The sequence below is a fragment of the Bradyrhizobium sp. 160 genome, from assembly GCF_023073735.1.
In the GTDB taxonomy this organism is placed as follows: domain Bacteria; phylum Pseudomonadota; class Alphaproteobacteria; order Rhizobiales; family Xanthobacteraceae; genus Bradyrhizobium.
Map to the genome: position 1 here is coordinate 17,592 of NZ_JADPKD010000058.1, position 15,452 is coordinate 33,043.

At 59.5% G+C, this 15,452-nt stretch carries 11 protein-coding genes and 3 pseudogenes; 6 read left to right on the forward strand and 8 right to left on the reverse strand.

All coding sequences use genetic code 11. The features are described 5' to 3' along the window. Positions 1–118: 118 nt before the first annotated feature. The 3 genes from IVA98_RS24895 to IVA98_RS24905 form a co-directional block, all read right to left on the reverse strand. Entirely contained in the window at positions 119–1,165 is a 1,047-nt protein-coding gene (locus IVA98_RS24895; RefSeq protein WP_247355690.1) for a phosphotriesterase family protein, read from the reverse strand. A gap of 8 nt (positions 1,166–1,173) precedes the next feature. Next, on the reverse strand, positions 1,174–2,163 hold the full coding sequence (locus IVA98_RS24900) for a Bug family tripartite tricarboxylate transporter substrate binding protein (RefSeq protein WP_247355691.1): 990 nt from the start codon (positions 2,161–2,163) through the stop codon (positions 1,174–1,176). 66 nt (positions 2,164–2,229) lie between these two features. Continuing rightward, the gene (locus IVA98_RS24905) at positions 2,230–3,582 is read right to left on the reverse strand and encodes an aspartate aminotransferase family protein (protein ID WP_247355692.1); all 1,353 of its coding nucleotides are present in this window, start codon (positions 3,580–3,582) and stop codon (positions 2,230–2,232) included. A gap of 860 nt (positions 3,583–4,442) precedes the next feature. On the opposite strand from IVA98_RS24905, the gene IVA98_RS24910 reads away from it, so the two are divergent. The 4 genes from IVA98_RS24910 to IVA98_RS24925 all read left to right on the forward strand — a co-directional run bounded on the left by IVA98_RS24910 (position 4,443) and on the right by IVA98_RS24925 (position 8,586). Further along, a complete protein-coding gene (locus IVA98_RS24910) occupies positions 4,443–5,168 on the forward strand; it encodes a hypothetical protein (RefSeq protein ID WP_247293600.1) in 726 nt (241 codons plus the stop codon). A gap of 97 nt (positions 5,169–5,265) precedes the next feature. Further along, positions 5,266–6,789: an MmgE/PrpD family protein gene (locus IVA98_RS24915; RefSeq protein WP_247355693.1), complete on the forward strand. Its 1,524-nt coding sequence runs from the start codon at positions 5,266–5,268 to the stop codon at positions 6,787–6,789. After that, positions 6,779–7,834 (forward strand): ABC transporter substrate-binding protein, encoded by a 1,056-nt coding sequence (locus tag IVA98_RS24920; protein WP_247355694.1) that lies wholly within the window; start codon positions 6,779–6,781, stop codon positions 7,832–7,834. The genes IVA98_RS24915 and IVA98_RS24920 overlap by 11 nt, the downstream gene beginning before the upstream one ends. Then, positions 7,831–8,586 carry an SDR family NAD(P)-dependent oxidoreductase gene (locus tag IVA98_RS24925; protein ID WP_247355695.1) on the forward strand — a complete coding sequence of 252 codons (756 nt, stop codon included), beginning with the start codon at positions 7,831–7,833 and terminating at the stop codon, positions 8,584–8,586. Before IVA98_RS24920 ends, IVA98_RS24925 begins: the two co-directional genes overlap by 4 nt. A gap of 765 nt (positions 8,587–9,351) precedes the next feature. On the opposite strand, the pseudogene IVA98_RS24930 reads toward IVA98_RS24925, so the two are convergent. The 4 genes and pseudogenes from IVA98_RS24930 to IVA98_RS24945 all read right to left on the reverse strand — a co-directional run. Next, positions 9,352–9,947, reverse strand: a pseudogene (locus tag IVA98_RS24930) (transposase); the annotation flags it as partial. A gap of 148 nt (positions 9,948–10,095) precedes the next feature. Next, a complete protein-coding gene (locus IVA98_RS24935; RefSeq protein WP_247355696.1) occupies positions 10,096–10,899 on the reverse strand; it encodes an ABC transporter permease in 804 nt (267 codons plus the stop codon). A gap of 55 nt (positions 10,900–10,954) precedes the next feature. Beyond that, the gene (locus tag IVA98_RS24940) at positions 10,955–11,821 is read right to left on the reverse strand and encodes an ABC transporter permease (RefSeq protein WP_247355697.1); all 867 of its coding nucleotides are present in this window, start codon (positions 11,819–11,821) and stop codon (positions 10,955–10,957) included. 2 nt (positions 11,822–11,823) lie between these two features. Next, entirely contained in the window at positions 11,824–12,954 is a 1,131-nt protein-coding gene (locus IVA98_RS24945) for an ABC transporter ATP-binding protein (RefSeq protein ID WP_247355698.1), read from the reverse strand. A gap of 385 nt (positions 12,955–13,339) precedes the next feature. Between IVA98_RS24945 and IVA98_RS24950 the strand changes: the two genes are divergently transcribed. Together IVA98_RS24950 and IVA98_RS24955 are read left to right on the forward strand one after the other, a co-directional pair. Beyond that, positions 13,340–14,137: a formyltransferase family protein gene (locus IVA98_RS24950; protein WP_247355699.1), complete on the forward strand. Its 798-nt coding sequence runs from the start codon at positions 13,340–13,342 to the stop codon at positions 14,135–14,137. A gap of 65 nt (positions 14,138–14,202) precedes the next feature. Then, a pseudogene (locus tag IVA98_RS24955) lies at positions 14,203–14,961 on the forward strand (IS5 family transposase). Positions 14,962–15,121: 160 nt separating this feature from the next. On the opposite strand, the pseudogene IVA98_RS24960 reads toward IVA98_RS24955, so the two are convergent. Then, positions 15,122–15,452 (reverse strand): annotated as a pseudogene (locus tag IVA98_RS24960) (phosphotransferase family protein); the annotation flags it as partial.

The following is a 15,452-nucleotide window of genomic DNA, read 5'->3' on the forward strand; positions in this document are numbered from 1 at the left end:
CCCCTGCGGATCCCGCAGGCCGCTCTAGTCTACATCGACCGATTGCGCCAGCGAACGCGCTCGGATGCTACCGCTCATTCCGGAACTGCGGAGACGAGGCCCGAGGCCCGAGAATAGATCAGACGAAGGTCAAAAGCCGCTTCGGTGTCCGGACGATGATCGTGTCGATCTCCGCCTCGCTGTAGCCGCGGCGACGCATCATCGGGATCACATTGGCGAAAATGTGTTGATAGCCGTGCCCGCCGAAACGCGTTAGACGCGTGCGGTGGCAGATGTCGTGACTGATAACGATCTGTTCGAGATGCCCGCGCTTGATCAGTGCCCGCATCAGGCGCAGACGTACAGCATCGTTCGGCATGTCGATATCCGCGTGACTGTAGTAGGACTGCTCCATGCCAAATAGGTCGAACTCGATGACGCAGCCCGTATCGGCAAGGCGCAGCAATCGATCCTCGTCGAAGATCGTCCGGTCAATGTGGCTCATCACCATGCGATCCATGGGAGCGCCCTGCTTCAAGAAGAATTCCGCGACCTCTTGTGGCTGGTCTTCATGACGACCAGGGTGCACATTGATCGTAGCACCGGTTTCCCGCTGCGCAAGGATCGCGCCCTGCATCACGCGCCGCTCAAGGTTCGTCCACGGCAATTGACAACCGATCTCGCCGATGATTCCGGCGCGCACGTCAGTTCCCCACGCTCCTTCCAGAACCTGCGAGATCATCTCAGACGCGAAATCCTCAACCCCTCGCGCGTGATTCCGCTGGTCCTGGAAGTCGTGAACATAATGACCGCAACCCATCACAATGTGAGCTCCGCTGGCCCGGGAGATATCCGCCAGTCCGTGCGGATCCGGTTTCAAACCGCCCGAGGTGAGCTCGACAATTGTACGTCCGCCTGCCGCAACCATCTCGCGGATTTCGTTTGCTGCAATATCTTGCTGATTGAGCTTGGTTTTGAGGCCGGATCGCTTTTGCCCGTAGTTGATTTGCCAACAATTGCAGAGATCGATCTCGACGTCTTCGATGCCGGCCGCGACAAATTTCGGCGGCGTGATATCGCAGATGACGTGCTCGTGCATCAAAGTGGGTCCAAGGGCGGCAGGGTCGACGATCCCCAGCACCGTTTGCGCCTGTCCTTTTAGGGCAAGTCTGTCGAGCTTCGACATTGGTAGCCTCACTGCTCCGGCTTGAGTCCAGCGAACTCGATCGCCTTCTTCCATTTAACGTTCTCATCGGCGATCAACGTCGCCATCTCTTCTGGCGAGCCGCCGACCGGATCGGCGCCGAGCCTTCGCATTTTCTGTGCCATGTCCTTGTCGGCCAAATAGGTATTCGCGCTCCTGTTTAGCTTGGCGACGATGTCTGCACCCGTCTTAACAGGAGCTGCGATCGTGAACCAGGAGGAGGCCTCATAACCCGGAACCGCGGCTTCGGCGACAGTCGGCACGTTTGGCAATTCCGGCCAGCGCTTTGCGGTGGTTACGGCAAGTGCGCGGAGCTTACCAGCCTCCACATACGGCAGAGCCGCAGGAAGATTGTCGAGCGACATCTCGACCCGGCCTCCGATCACGTCAGTCAGCGCCGGTGCGCTGCCGCGATAAGGCACGTGTAGCAAATCGATGCCGGCGATCGACTTCAAAAGCTCGGTCGCCACGTGGCCAGTGCCGCCGGTGCCCGGCGACGCGTAAGAAAGCTTGCCCGGGTCCGCCTTCGCGAGCGCGATAAGCTCCTGCAACGTATTCGCCTTCACATCGAGATTGACCGAGATCAGGTTAGGCACGCGCGCAATCACCACGACGGGCGCAAGGTCCTTTGCACCGTCGAACGGCTGGTTCTTGTAGATATACTGGTTGATGACGTGCGGACCGGGCGTGCCGATCACGAGAGTGTAGCCATCCGGATCAGCCTTCGCGACGTAATCGGCGCCAAGATTGCCCCCGGCTCCTGCCTTGTTCTCGACGATGAACTGCTGGCCGTATTCCTCAGATAACCTTTGCGCCATCAGACGGCCGAGGATATCGGTTGTACCGCCCGCTGCGAACGGCACGACCACCTTGACTAGCCGCGTTGGCCATTGTGCTTGACCGGACGCCCGGCCAATGAACGGCAACGACAGCGCTGTAGCGCTAGCGGCGAGTACGGCGCGGCGGCTTGGATTGGACATGCCCCTGAATGTGCGTTCCGAGCGCATTGTACTTCCAGAAATTGCTACGCTCCGTCGAGACGCGGATCAGCTGCGATCGGGACGTAGGCTGGTCGTGTCTGCCGCAAATAGCAGTTTCCGCCGCCTGAGAAATTGGTCGAAGGCGGCGGTAAATCGTTCGCAGGCGGCATCATCAATCTCGAACGAAAGCGCCGCCATGCCCCGCCGGGCAAGATAGATTCCCTGCTCGAGAAGATCGAAGAACATCAGTTCCTTGATGCGCTGATCTTGCGCAGTGGTATCGGCAATCGATCTCACCGGTCCCGCGACACTATGGATGGTGAACAGCGAACCGATCCCGGTGACACACAGGGGGGCATGATATTCCCGGCATAGCGACTCGAGCCGGGTACGCAGCGCTTCGCCGCGCGCATTGACGCGATCCAATGCCTGCTGCGTGGCGACTTTCGTCATCATCGCAACGCCGGCGGACATGGTAAGTACGTTGTTGTTGAAGGTGCCGGCATGGGCAAGCGCATCCACCTTACGCGGATCGAAACGCTGCATCAAATCGGCGCGGCCGCCGAAGGCGCCGAATGACAGACCGCCTGCCACATACTTGCCAAGCGTCATCAGGTCTGGACGAATGTTGTAGCGGGTCTGCAGACCGCCCGGCGCAAGACGCGAGGTCATCACTTCATCGAAAACAAGAAGCGCACCGACTTTCTCGGTCTCCTTGCGTAGGGTCAAGAGGAAATCTCGCTCAGCGGGAATGCAGCCGCCAGAGCCCTGCATCGGTTCAACGATCACAGCGGCAATGCCGTCGGCATGCTGCGCGATCAGCTTTGCCGCGGCGGCAGCGTCGTTGTAGGGCGCAAGCAGCCAATCGAAGGGTACGTTGACTTGATTGACCGCTGCTTTAAAAGTGAACACAGAGCCGTGGTAAGCGCCATCAAAAGCCATCACTTTGTTCTTGCCGGTCGCGATGCGCGCGAGCGTCAACGCTAGCAGCGTTGCCTCAGTGCCGGAATTGGTGAAACGCAGCAACTCCATCGCCGGAAACCGCTTTGCAATGGTCGCGGCAAACTCCGCCTCCACGCGCGTGTGGCCCGATAGGCTCAGTCCGTTGTCAACCGACTGCTTGATTGCCTCCCCGATTATCGCATTGGAATGCCCGGCAAGGCCCGCCGTGTACTCGCCCATAAAATCGAAATAGCGATGGCCGTCGACGTCGGAAACTTCGCAGCCCTTCCCGCAACGAATCGTCAACGGGAACGGCTCATGGAACAATACAGTGCGGGTGTTACCGCCGGGCATGGCCTCGCACGCGGACGCATGCTGCTTCGCGCTGTTGGGATTGCGCGCCACATAAGCGCCGATGGCACCGCGAAGCGCCTCATCGAGGGGCGAATTGGCGCTCAGGGTCTCGACAACATTCATCGCTGTTCCTTTTCCTGCCGTCAGGAGCTTTACAATTCTATTCGGCCCACAAAGCCGAATTCTTCTGATGTAGGTTCTACAGGGCCGAAATTATGCAGCTGATCGCTTCAGTACGATGCTTTCATGCACTCAGGGAAGGACAATGATCTGTTGTTTTATGGCTCGCCAACTCTCTTGTGGAGAGGGAAACCGGTCCTTGCCTCTCCTTGCCAATTTCCTCTCGAAAATGCCGGGGGCGGTTGGAGTGTCAAAGGGCGGGTCTGCTGAAGCACCGAAATTCTCGAAATGAGCCACATCTATGTTGGTACTGCCTATCGAACGGGCTGCGGCTCCGGTGCGGCAGTAGTGCCGGGTATGGCGCTCGAGTGTCAGTAATTCCAGAGACTGAACTAGCGGAACCGATCGAGGTGGATCCTCCATTGGAGCAGCTGCGCTTCGTCAGTCGTTTCTGGAAATAGCACGTGCACACTATGCAAATCGATCCTGCCGGCCGAAGGATGCTCGCTCATTTCGTGGAGAGCGGCGCTGCTGTTCTTCAGCATGCAGTCTTAGAACATCTTCTAACGGATACGCATCTAGCAGTGAGCAGTGCGAAAGACCCTGTCAACAGCCCGATGGCAGAGTGTGAGATGGTGCCAGGGTGTGTTCTGGCAGATCTGATGTTGGGAGTGGGGGGCTGCATCCGCCGAACCGATTTTTACGCACTGCGCGGCGGCTCGCAGAGATGCTGCTGCCTATGTTCGAGAGGCTAGCAGGCCGATCACAACTTCGTCCTCCCAGAGTAGGTAGTCTCCCGACGCCCTCCAATCAGCTATTGTGACCTACCGGACGGCACACGCGGACAGGAGACAGCTATAGCGATGAAAGCCTTGGTCAACCCCTTGCACGTCTCACGGTTCATTCATTCGTACGACGAGGCAGCCATTCAAAAGGGCATCAATCTTTCGGTAGGATTCGACTTTCATGAGTATGTCTCGATAACAGAGGCTACTCCAACGAAAGGAAAGACATACCCAATTTTTCGCCCGGACCGCTCGCCGATCGAGGCAGGCGAGGGATACTGGCTGGTGGGGGTAGATAAGAATAATGAGGTCGTTCTTGTTGAGGCGGCCCGGCTATATGACCTCTCGCAGAGCAACCTTGCCGAACATCTCCAATCCCTGAAGTTCTTTTATGCAGACCCAGCCAAACATGCACATCCTCAGGATCGCTGCATCTGCAAGGCACCAAGCGCATGGCGGATCACCGGAAAGGTAGTTTATCACGGAGACATTTGGGTGCGATCAGATTTCAGGGGGCAAGGCATAACGAAAATTATGGCGGGAATAATGCGAGGAGTGTCCCTCGCCATGTGGGCTCCTGACTTTCGGTGCGGACTTGCCGGGCGCTGGTCGATAGATAAACGCGTCTACGATGTACCGCATGCTGAGCCTAGTGGGTCAGTACTGCGGCTCGTGGCGGAGGATATTGTGGACGACGATTGGCTTTTCTGGACCACCGGTGAGGAGATGAGAATCTTAGTCGATGGTTACGACAGATGGGCATCAAACATATCGCCGCCGCTTCGCGCCCAGGATGTTAGCTAACCTGGTCCAGCCCCAGAGGAGCAGCGTTGAGGGGCTGCGAGCGTGCCGATGCTATCCCCGCCAACGAAGCAACCTTGGATCAGCATGGAGACTGTCCTTGATACAGCAGCATCATCTATCGACCGAAATCCCGACTTCTGGACGGGTGAGGGCGATTGGTCTCCTGGATGACGCGTCCCATCCCGGGGCGAAGCCTGTAACGGGAAGCTGTGTGACGGCACAGGTCGCAGACTATGTATCAAGGATCAGGTACGAGGACCTGCCCCCAGACGTCATAGCGTGGGCGAAATGGCTTGTTGCGGACAATGTCGCCTGCGCCATCGCCGGTGGCCAGACGGGCATAGCGGCCAGCTTCCTCGAGTATCAAGAAAGCCATGGGGGCAGGCCTACGGCGGCGGTGCTCGGCCGATCGACGCGTCTGCCTGCTCCGCAGGCGGCCGCCGTCAACGCCTACGCGGCGACACTGCTGAGCTTCGACGATTCCTTGGTCAGATTGGGCCATCCGGGAACGTCGGTGATCCCTGGTGCGATCGCGGTAGCCGAAGAGCTCGATCGGCCTGGCAGCGAACTGCTGGTGGCGATCGTCGCAGGTTACGAGATGTCCTTGCGATTGGGTACTGCAATCCGGCCCTCGCCGGAGCGCGCCGCCGCTGTTCTGGGCCTGGCCACTTGGCAGATCTATGGTGCGGCCAGCGCGGTCGCGCGCCTTCATCGTCTGTCGCCCGCAGCAACGCGCGATGTCTTCGGCCTCACGGCGCAGCACGCGCCCGTGCCCTTCCTGCGGAAGTTTCACGGCCGCCCGATGCCGTGGTTGAAGAACAATTACAGTTGGGCAACGATGGGGGCGGTCACGGCCGGGGCGCTCGCCGCGCGAGGCTTTGCCGGAAGCCGCGACATCTTCGATGGCGAGACCGGCTTCTGGCGCATGGCGGGATCGGACCAGTATGATAGCGCTGAAATGACTCGAGCGCTGGGCTCCGAGTTCCGACTGATGCAGGTCGGGTGCAAGCCCTACGGCTGCTGTCGCTGGGTGCATCCGGCGCTGGATGTCCTTCGCACACTGGCGGCCGAACAGCCGATTGAACCGGCAAAAATTGCTCGCATCGAGGTCGCAACCTTTGGGGAAATCGTGCGCGACTTCGCCGGGAAGTGGCCGGATACAATCATCGAAGCGCAGTTTCATCTTCCCCTGCTGATCGCGCTCGAGCTGTTGGGGCGGTCCTCTGCCAAGGGTATGGTCGAAAGCGCGCTTGAAGAGCCGCAAGCGCCGGAACTTGCGGCGAAGGTTTCTCTTTCGCTCCTGTCCGGTGCGGACGACGCTTTCTTCGGGCGGTCGCTGCTGCCATTTAGGTTGAAGGTTATGCTGACCGATGGATCCATTCGCGAAGGCTATGCAGAGATTCCGGGGGGAGCGCCGGGGGGGCCGCCTTTCGGGCCTGATGAGATCGCGCGCAAGTTCCATGTGTTGGTGGAACCAGCTCTTGGCAGCCCTCAGTCGGAGCGGCTCCTCGATGCTGTGTTGGATATCGAGACAACAAGCGCGCGTGAGATTGCCGCGCTGGCACAGCCTAGCCGGCGCGAGAGCAACCGCGCTAAACAGGGGCGGTCCGATGAACGGTAGGCTGAGGCTTGCGGCAATCGTCGCGGCGCCGTTGATGGTGTTTGGCGTCGGCTGCCAAGAGCAGCAGCGGCCTTTGGTCGTTGTCACCAGCGGCGGGACCTTTGAGCGAGCTCTGGAGCGACACTTCTATCAGCCTTTCACAATCCGAACCGCAATCCGCATCGCGCCAGTCGGCGCAAGCCTGGGGTCGCAGTGGGCCCGCCTCGCGGCCATGCGGCAGGCCCGAAGCATCGAATGGGATGTGGTGACCGCCTTTCCCGAGGATTTGATTAGTCGCTATCAGGAACTGCTCGAGCCGATCGATTGCGCCCGGATACCCATCGCCAAGGAGACCCAACTGCCCAACACCTGCACTCCACATGGCGTTTTGCGAAGCATCGGAGCGGGGGTGCTGACCTGGAACACGACGCAGTTCAAGGGGAAGGAGCCAACGAATTGGTTCGATTTCTGGGATCTGAAGACCTTTCCAGGTCCGCGAACCCTGCCGAGCACGCCCTCAGCCCATCCGTGGTTGCTGATCGTCGCCCTCCTCGCCGACGGTGTTCCACAGAAACAGTTGTTCCCATTGGACGTCGAGCGTGCCCTCCGCAAGCTGGAGGAGATTAAACCACATGTCTCTGTTTGGTGGAGCACGGGCGAGCAGAGCCAGGCTGCGTTGCGCGATGGTGACGCAGTGATGGGCTTGCTCTGGGTCAGCCGCGTCGTGCCATCTATCGCGCAAGGCGTGCCGCTGCGGCTTTCCTATGAGCAGTCGATTCAGAATATTACGTATTGGGGCATCGTGCGCGATACGCCCAACCGCGATGCCGCCTATCGCTTTCTCAATTTCTTTCTGCACAACCCCAAGGAACATGCGGCATTCACTGAGGACGTCGGAGTTGCAACTCCCAGCGCCGCAGTCCGTGAATATCTTAGCGAGGCGGAGTGGGGCTCGATGCCGACCAACCCGGAGAATTGGAGCAAAACCATCGAATTGGACGCGAAGTGGATCGCCGATAATCAGGAGATGATCTCCCGCCGCGTGATGGATCTGCTCAGCAAATGACAGGGGACGCAGGCCGCGCGGTTGCTATCGTGACCGGAGGCAGCAGGGGGATCGGCGCGGCCGCCTCTCGTTTGCTTGCGCAGCGCGGCTGGGCGGTCGCGGTGAACTATGTCGCTGCCGACGACGCGGCCCATGCCCTCGTTGCAGGGATCGTTGCGTCAGGCGGACGGGCGACCGCTATCAAAGCAGACGTCACCGATGTAGGCGCCGTCGTAGAACTGTTCGCTCGCTGCGACGCCGAGCTGGGGAGGCTGCGCGGACTAGTGAACTGCGCGGGCCTCGTAGGCATGCGCGGACGTTACGTCGACGTTCCCGATGCCGTCGTCCGGCGGGTCTTCGACGTCAACCTCTTCGGCGCGATGGCCTGCATCCGCGAAGCAATCCCGCGCATGTCGTTGCAGAGCGGCGGACAGGGCGGCGCCATCGTCAACGTCTCGTCTGGGCTGTCCACAAGCGGCGCTCCCAATGTCGAGATCCACTATGCGGTCTCGAAGGCCGCGCTGAACTGCCTCACCCTCGGTCTATCCCAGGAGCTCGCGGGCGAAGGCATCCGCGTCAACACGGTGAGTCCCGGCGCGACCCGCACAGAGATGCCCGGTGCCGCCGTGCTCGAAGCTGCCGCAGCCGAGATTCCAATCGGCCGCGTCGCTGAGCCCGAGGAGATCGGAGAGGCGATCGCATGGCTTCTATCCGATCAGGCTAGTTACGTCTCCGGCGCCTATCTGCGCGTCGGCGGAGGCAAGCCGGGCTAAAGAGCCGGTCGGCATTCGGGTACCAATGAAGGAGCGCCCCTTTGGCGATCGGAGTAGGAAGAGCGGATGAACAGGGCACACCTGTTTGGAACGGCCATGGCGTCGCTTCTGTGGCCCGGGCCACAAAGGCGTTGACTCTACAATGTAGTGGAGTTCGCAGGGGAGAGTTCGAACGCAAGATAAGCCAGCGATTTTATCGTCGGTTTCTGCGCAAAAGCGGCGTCGCGCGGTCCTCCCTGGGGCAGCAGCAATAGGCGCATGGTATTACGAAGCCGGAGACCGGCGCCGCCAAACGCGTCATCAGGCGCTGCCATTATGTCAAAGCCTTTAAATTGCCAGTGCCAGCTCTGAAGGAGGCGTGCAGGGTTGGCAGCATGGGAATGCCTCGCGAACATCGTGCTCCTTCGCGGCACACCTTCGTGCCGTTGTTAGTGCAGGCGTTCGATCGGCGGCCATATGGTTCGAAATGCCGCGCCGATTTTGCGCACAGCTGGGATAAAGGTCGTTCAGCAATGGACCCACGCTGACACGACTGAGGCTATCTTAACTTGGCCGTTCTCGACGGCTATGTTCTGGGCATTGCTTCCAATCACATGTTTCGTTCCTGGGACGAGCAGCAGCCTGTCGCCGGCAGCGCCTCCGCGATCGCACAGAGCCTTCCCAAGAACGCTTGGCGCGCCGCCTGTCCCTCCGCAAGATGCGGTTCTCCTTCGTGGCGGCGGACAGTCTGTATGGCCGGGCGAGATTGAAACTCTGCTGCGGAGGCGGGCAAAGGGCGGCAATCGCGCGAGCAATCATGCGACGCCTGATCTTGGGCTTCGTCGCAAAGTCCACATCGCTTGGTACGTGCGCGGCTTTTGAGGTGAGCGGGTTCCTCCATCCACCCTTTGGCAGACACAGCGCGCGAGGGCATGGCCATGCCGCGAACATGGCGGCGAATACTCCGATTCGGCAGTTGGTGATCTTGCCCGCCGAGCCAGTGTACTGGCGTGCGACCCCGCACGAGGCCTTGCCCTGTTTCAAGAAGCCGATCATCAATGACCAGAATCGCGCTCTCATCGCCGAGCGTTTCCAGCGCGTAACTCACGCACAATGTCGCGTAACGCGTCGGCATCCCTCAGCGCCCGACCCAGGATCGCCTGCTGGCGCCGCGGCCCTGTATCGTCGGCCACTTCGGCCCGCATCCAACCCGTCTTGCGCTGTTTGTTGCCAAACAGTCCGTCGAGAAATTGCCCGCCGACGCCGCGACCGTCCTGCGTAAACACCAGACGGATGCGTTGCTTGGTTTCTCGCAACGACGAAGCCCACAGCGTCAGCGTCCCTTCAGCCGACGCGGCACCAACCATCAGATCCAGAATCATGGTCACCCATGGATTCAGAATTTTCAACAATAAGCAAATTTTAATGTCAGATCAGTCAACGCGCCTGAAATCGCATCCTGCCGGTCATGCGGTGCCTCCTCTCGCGATGTACAATTCGCCGTGGAGGTCTGGTCGGGCTTGTTGCACTCTACGTCGAGGTCGTACTGCGTGCGCGCAGCCACTCGACGCCGCCCATCAAAACCAGCGACAGGAGGACCATGACCGTCGATGCGGCTGCAATGACCGGTGTCAGGTTATAGTCGATGTCCTCGAAAAGCTTGCGCGTGAGCGTCTTGCCTTCGATGCCGGAGATGAAGAAGGCGACGGTCGCTTCGTCAAACGAGGCGAGGAAGGCGAAGACCGCGCCAGCAGCAACGCCCGGAGCAATATCGGGCATTACGACATGGGCAAAGCTCTGGGCTCGCGAAGCGCCGCAGTTGAGCGCCGCGAGTTCGAGGGCGGGATCGATGCGCTGGAGCGCCGCCGTCGCGGTCAGCAGGATATAGGGCACCGACAGCATCGTATGGGCAATGGCAAACCCAACGAAATTGCCGGTGAGGCCGAGGGGCGCGAACACGAGATACAGTGCGACCGCGAGCGCGATATGCGGGACGATGAGCGGGGCGAGTGTCAGCGCATGGATCGCCTGTGCGCCCGGCAGCTTGCCACGCACGATGGCCATTGACGCCAGCATCCCGACGATGGTTGCCGCCGCTGTCGTAGCCAGTGCAATGCGCAGGCTGAACCATGTTGCGTTCATCCAGTCCCTGTCGCCAAAATAGACCTGGTACCATTTTAGCGTCAGGCCTTTTGGCGGGAATTGGATGTAGGAAGCTTCGCCGAGTGACATCGGTACGACGAGCAGAGTGGGCAGCAGCAGGAAAGCCAAGACGAGAGCAACGAAAAAATTGAGAAGACACCGTCCGAACGGCAAGGACCGTATCCGTTCCATCCTCCTGCGGGCGGAGCCACTGTACATGGACAAGGTAGAGGCTGTGAACGGCATATCAGGAGCCCTTTCCGAAACGCAGGAATCGCTTGAACGCCCCGACGAGCGCGAGCGTCACCGCCAGCAGCAGGCCGGTAAGAGCTCCGGCGAAGGGCCAGTTCAGCATATCGGTCGTCTGCTGGCCAATCAGTGTGGCGATGGTCAGGTTTTGCGGACCGCCCACCAAGGCCGGAGTGATGTAGAGGCCGAGCGAGAGAATGAATACCATGATCGCGCCCGCATAGAGTCCGGGCAAGCTGAGGGGGAGTGTGACGGAAACAAAGCTCCTCCAAGAACTGGCACCGAGATTGCGCGCAGCGCGATCGAGCTCCGGCGGGATGGACTTAATTGAAGAGAAGGTCGGTAGGATCATGTAGGGTAGGAGCACATGCGTCATCGCTATGATGACAGCGCCCTCAGTGTAGATCAGCCGGAGGGGCTGGTCGATCAGCCCCCAACTCTTGAGCGCACTGTTGACGATCCCGTCGCGCTGCAGTAGCACGATCCAGGCATAAGAACGCACCAGCACGCTCGTCCAGAGCGGCACCAGAACGCAGGCCCCGACCAGCATGGCGGCGAGTCCCTGCAGACGCGCCATCACGATTGCAACCGGATAGCCGAGCATGACGGCAGTGATCGTGACGACCGCCGCAGTCCGGACCGTTCGCAGAAGGATGCGTAAAAAGATCGGCTCCTGCGCGATCCTAAGATAGTGTTCGGCCGTGGCCCTCGGCGCGAAGACGCTGCCCAGAAGCAGTTTGCCGATGGGCAGGAGGAAAGCGAAACCGAGCAGAAAAACAAGCGGCAAAGCGAAACCGAGCGACAGGCCACGCGAAAGCTGCCAGGCGTGCGATTTGTCCGACGAGGTATTGGCTGAGAACTCCATGCTCAGACCTCGCGCGGAAACAGGCGGACGGCTGCCGCATCGATTGTTAAATAAACCAGGCCGTGTCTCGGCTCATTGTAGGCGCGAGAGTCAGACGGTGTCAGAATTTGAAGCTGCGTTCCGTCATCGGTTCGCACAATCAGCTTGCGGTGCGAGCCGAGGAAGACGGACGTCTCGATTTCGCCGCAAATCGAGCCGGCAGAGATCTCGGTAACAGCGATGCTTTCGGGACGCGCGGCGATCCGAATTGGCTGCCCCGTAACAAGCGCTGTTCCGGGCGCGAGCTGCGATCGCGGGATTCCGACGATGCCGCCAGCGACAAGGATATACAGTCGATCTCCGTCGATTGCCTGCACGTAGCCGTTGAGGAAGTTCATCTTGCCTATGAAGTCGGCGACGAAGCCGCTGTTGGGGGCATGGTAGAGCGCTGTTGGGCTACCGACCTGTTGGATTTTACCTTTGTCCATCACGGCAATGCGATCGGACATCGTCAGGGCCTCTTCCTGGTCATGGGTCACGTAGATGATCGTGATCCCGAGCCTCTCATGTAGCTTCTTGACCTCGATCTGCACTTCCTCGCGCAGCTTCTTGTCGAGCGCGCTGAGCGGTTCGTCCATCAGCAACACCGGTGGCTCAACTACCAGCGCGCGCGCCACCGCGACGCGCTGCTGCTGACCGCCGGAGAGCTGGCGTGGCATCCGCGCATCATAGTGTTGCAAGCGTACGAGCGCGAGCGCGCGCTCGACGCGGGGGCCGATCTCCTTTTTGAGCACGCCGCGCATTCTGAGTGGAAAGGCAACATTCTGGGCGACGGTCATGTGCGGAAAAAGGGCGTAGCGCTGGAACACCATACCGATTGCGCGCTGATTAGGCGCGACGTGCGTGATGTCTCGCCCGCCCACGGCGATAGAACCAGACGTTGGCGTTTCGAATCCGGCCATCATCATCAACAATGTGGACTTGCCCGAACCTGATGGGCCTAGAAGCGAGAGGAACTCGCCAGCCCGAACCTCCAAGTTGACCCCATCAACAGCAACGACCGAGCCGAATCGCTTGGTGATGCCGCGAAACGTAATCGTCCCACTGTTGATGGGCACTTGGCTGGAGACCCGGGAGTACACGCTGTTCAACATCTAGGTGACGATCGTGAGTGATGCCGGACAGCACTTGGAACCGTGACAGACTGAGTCCAGCAGGCTAGGTCTGCGTTTTTTGTCGTTTGGTGTATCATTCATAATGGGATTTCACGCTTGCCAGCAACCGCACGGACCGCAACCGCTCGCTGGGATAATGTGTTGAGCGAACGGGTATGGTGCAGCGTTGCCCTGCCAGCGAGGCTTTTCAAGCTGCAAGAAATGGTAGTTTATGGTCTCGTCGCATGATGCGAACTAAGTTGATCATACGGTTTGCAAGCTTCCCGAAGAGGAGGAAGTTTGTGATGCATCTTACGACGTCGGGCGGCGTGCTGATTAGCGGGATTGCCCGATCATCGCTGTTCAGCAGGAGATGAGGTCCAGAATGTCCATTGTAGATAAAAGGGTGGTATTTGTTGGCACCAGGGGACTCGCAACGCGTTGCATTTTGTTTATCATCGAAACCTGCGGAAAAGGTGCAGTCTCGGCAATTCTCGGTGCAAACCGAAACGAGAAAACGTGGTGGAGCGCCGAAACCGCCGAAGAGCTTTGGGAAGTCGCAGACCGATATGGAATACCCTATTTCGAGTCAATCGACGACATTTCCTGCCATGGAAGTTTTCTTGTTAGCGTGATTTGGCCCAAGATCTTCTCCGCTCATACTCTTGCGCGCTTTGATCAAGGAGGAATTAATCTCCATCCGGCTCCATTACCCCAGTATCGCGGCAGTTTTACGCGGACGCATGCCATACTCAATAACGATAAGAGCTTCGGAGTGACCGTTCATTACCTTTCCGAGCTGGCTGATAGGGGCGATATTATCGGTGAGTTACAGTTCCCCGTGTTGCCCTTAGAGACTGCTCTCTCTCTAGAAACCAGAGCCCAACGCTATGCATACGCGCTTTTCTGTGAGGTGTGGCTGCGCCTACTAGATGGATCCGTTACAAGTCAATCTCAGGCCGCGTTAATAGCTGAGGGTAAGCGCGAGCCGCGCTTCTATTCCAAGCGCATGGTGTCCGAGCTCTTGGATTCGGCGGACATTCCTCGCAGCGCCGAACAACTCAACCAGCTTTACCGTGCCCTGTTTCTTCCTCCACGCATCACGCCACCCAAGTGGCTCGTTGAGCGGGTTCAGGCAAATGGAGGGTTGGGCATTCCTTCCGGTAGCAATCCCGAGGCTTAGGGTCTGTACCTAATTAGCAATCTCTGATTCCCTCGCACCGACTTGATTCGATACGGGGGATTTCGATGCGCAAGGGGCTGCTGTGGCTGAACGACAAGCAGTGGGCTCAGATTGGGCCGCATCTGCCAACGAACCAGACTGGCCCGGCGCGTGATGATGATCGACGCATTATCAGCGGTAGTTCACATGCTTCAGTGCGGCGCGCGCTGGCGCGATTGTCCGCCCGACTATGGTCCTTACACCACGATCTACAATCGCTTTAATGGCTGGGCCAAGCGCGGACATTGGCAGGCGATCTTTGAAGCGCTCGCCCGCTGCGGCAAGGACGGCGTGACTTTGTCCATCGACTCCACCTCGATCAAAGCGCATCGCTCGGCGAGCGGCGGGGGGGGGGAGCACGAACAGGCGATCGGCCGCTCGCGCGGTGGGCGGACCACGAAAATCCACTCGCTGAGTGACTCTGATTGCAGACCTTGCGCATTTCATCTCACTCCAGGCCAGGACGTAGACATTGCCGCAGCGCCGGCCCTTTTGGAACTCGCCCCACCCATGTCTGCCCTCATTGGCGACAAAGGATACGACGGCGACGGCTTTCGCGCCGAAATCGTCGATCGTGGTGCCAAGCCTGTCATTCCAAACAAATCCAACAGGGTCACCCTCCACAGCTTCAGCAAACGCGCTTACAAGGGGCGCAACGTCATCGAGCGCTGTTTCTGCCGCCTCAAGGATTTCAGGCGTGGTCGCAACTCGCTTACGATAAACTTGCCAGAAACTTCTTGGCAGCCGTCCACCTCGCCGCCATCGTCGCCCATTGGATCAATTGAGTCTGAACCCTAGCCTAGGTTCGAACGCGACGAGAAGCTCTGGTGGTTCGCGGCTCGCCCTCTTACCACGACGCTTCGCCAACATAGGACCATCTCGCCTCAATTGTGCAAAGCTTGCGCTTTGCGGACAAGCGACAGTGAGATTGTTAGGCAGCGTTCTCTATGCCGCGCCGGCCTTCTGCGCATACTCCCGCGAGGCCTTTGACAGCGGCACCGTGCGCTTGGCTGACTCCGGCGCCTTGGCGTTGGCGGCGGTGCCGTCACGGACGCGGCCGGCGATGCCCTGGGTGATACCGGCGAGACGGAACAGATTGTAGGAGAAGTACCAGTTGAGGTCCGGCACGCTCATCTTGGTGACGTTGCAGTAGATTTGCGCGGCCTCTTCCAGGCTTGGGATGTTGAGCGCCTTGAGGTCGACGCCCTCGAGGCCCGGCATGATCCACTGCATCAACAGATAGGTGAAGTCGGCCATGGGATCGCCGAGCGTCGAC

Excerpts from the sequence above, each read along its gene's own strand:
- IVA98_RS24895 (WP_247355690.1), bottom strand. The coding sequence starts at position 1,165 with ATGTCGAAGCTCGACAGACTTGCCCTAAAAGGACAGGCGCAAACGGTG.
- IVA98_RS24900 (WP_247355691.1), bottom strand. The coding sequence starts at position 2,163 with ATGTCCAATCCAAGCCGCCGCGCCGTACTCGCCGCTAGCGCTACAGCG.
- IVA98_RS24905 (WP_247355692.1), bottom strand. The coding sequence starts at position 3,582 with ATGAATGTTGTCGAGACCCTGAGCGCCAATTCGCCCCTCGATGAGGCG.
- IVA98_RS24910 (WP_247293600.1), top strand. The coding sequence starts at position 4,443 with ATGAAAGCCTTGGTCAACCCCTTGCACGTCTCACGGTTCATTCATTCG.
- IVA98_RS24920 (WP_247355694.1), top strand. The coding sequence starts at position 6,779 with ATGAACGGTAGGCTGAGGCTTGCGGCAATCGTCGCGGCGCCGTTGATG.
- IVA98_RS24925 (WP_247355695.1), top strand. The coding sequence starts at position 7,831 with ATGACAGGGGACGCAGGCCGCGCGGTTGCTATCGTGACCGGAGGCAGC.
- IVA98_RS24935 (WP_247355696.1), bottom strand. The coding sequence starts at position 10,899 with ATGGAACGGATACGGTCCTTGCCGTTCGGACGGTGTCTTCTCAATTTT.
- IVA98_RS24940 (WP_247355697.1), bottom strand. The coding sequence starts at position 11,821 with ATGGAGTTCTCAGCCAATACCTCGTCGGACAAATCGCACGCCTGGCAG.
- IVA98_RS24945 (WP_247355698.1), bottom strand. The coding sequence starts at position 12,954 with ATGTTGAACAGCGTGTACTCCCGGGTCTCCAGCCAAGTGCCCATCAAC.
- IVA98_RS24950 (WP_247355699.1), top strand. The coding sequence starts at position 13,340 with ATGTCCATTGTAGATAAAAGGGTGGTATTTGTTGGCACCAGGGGACTC.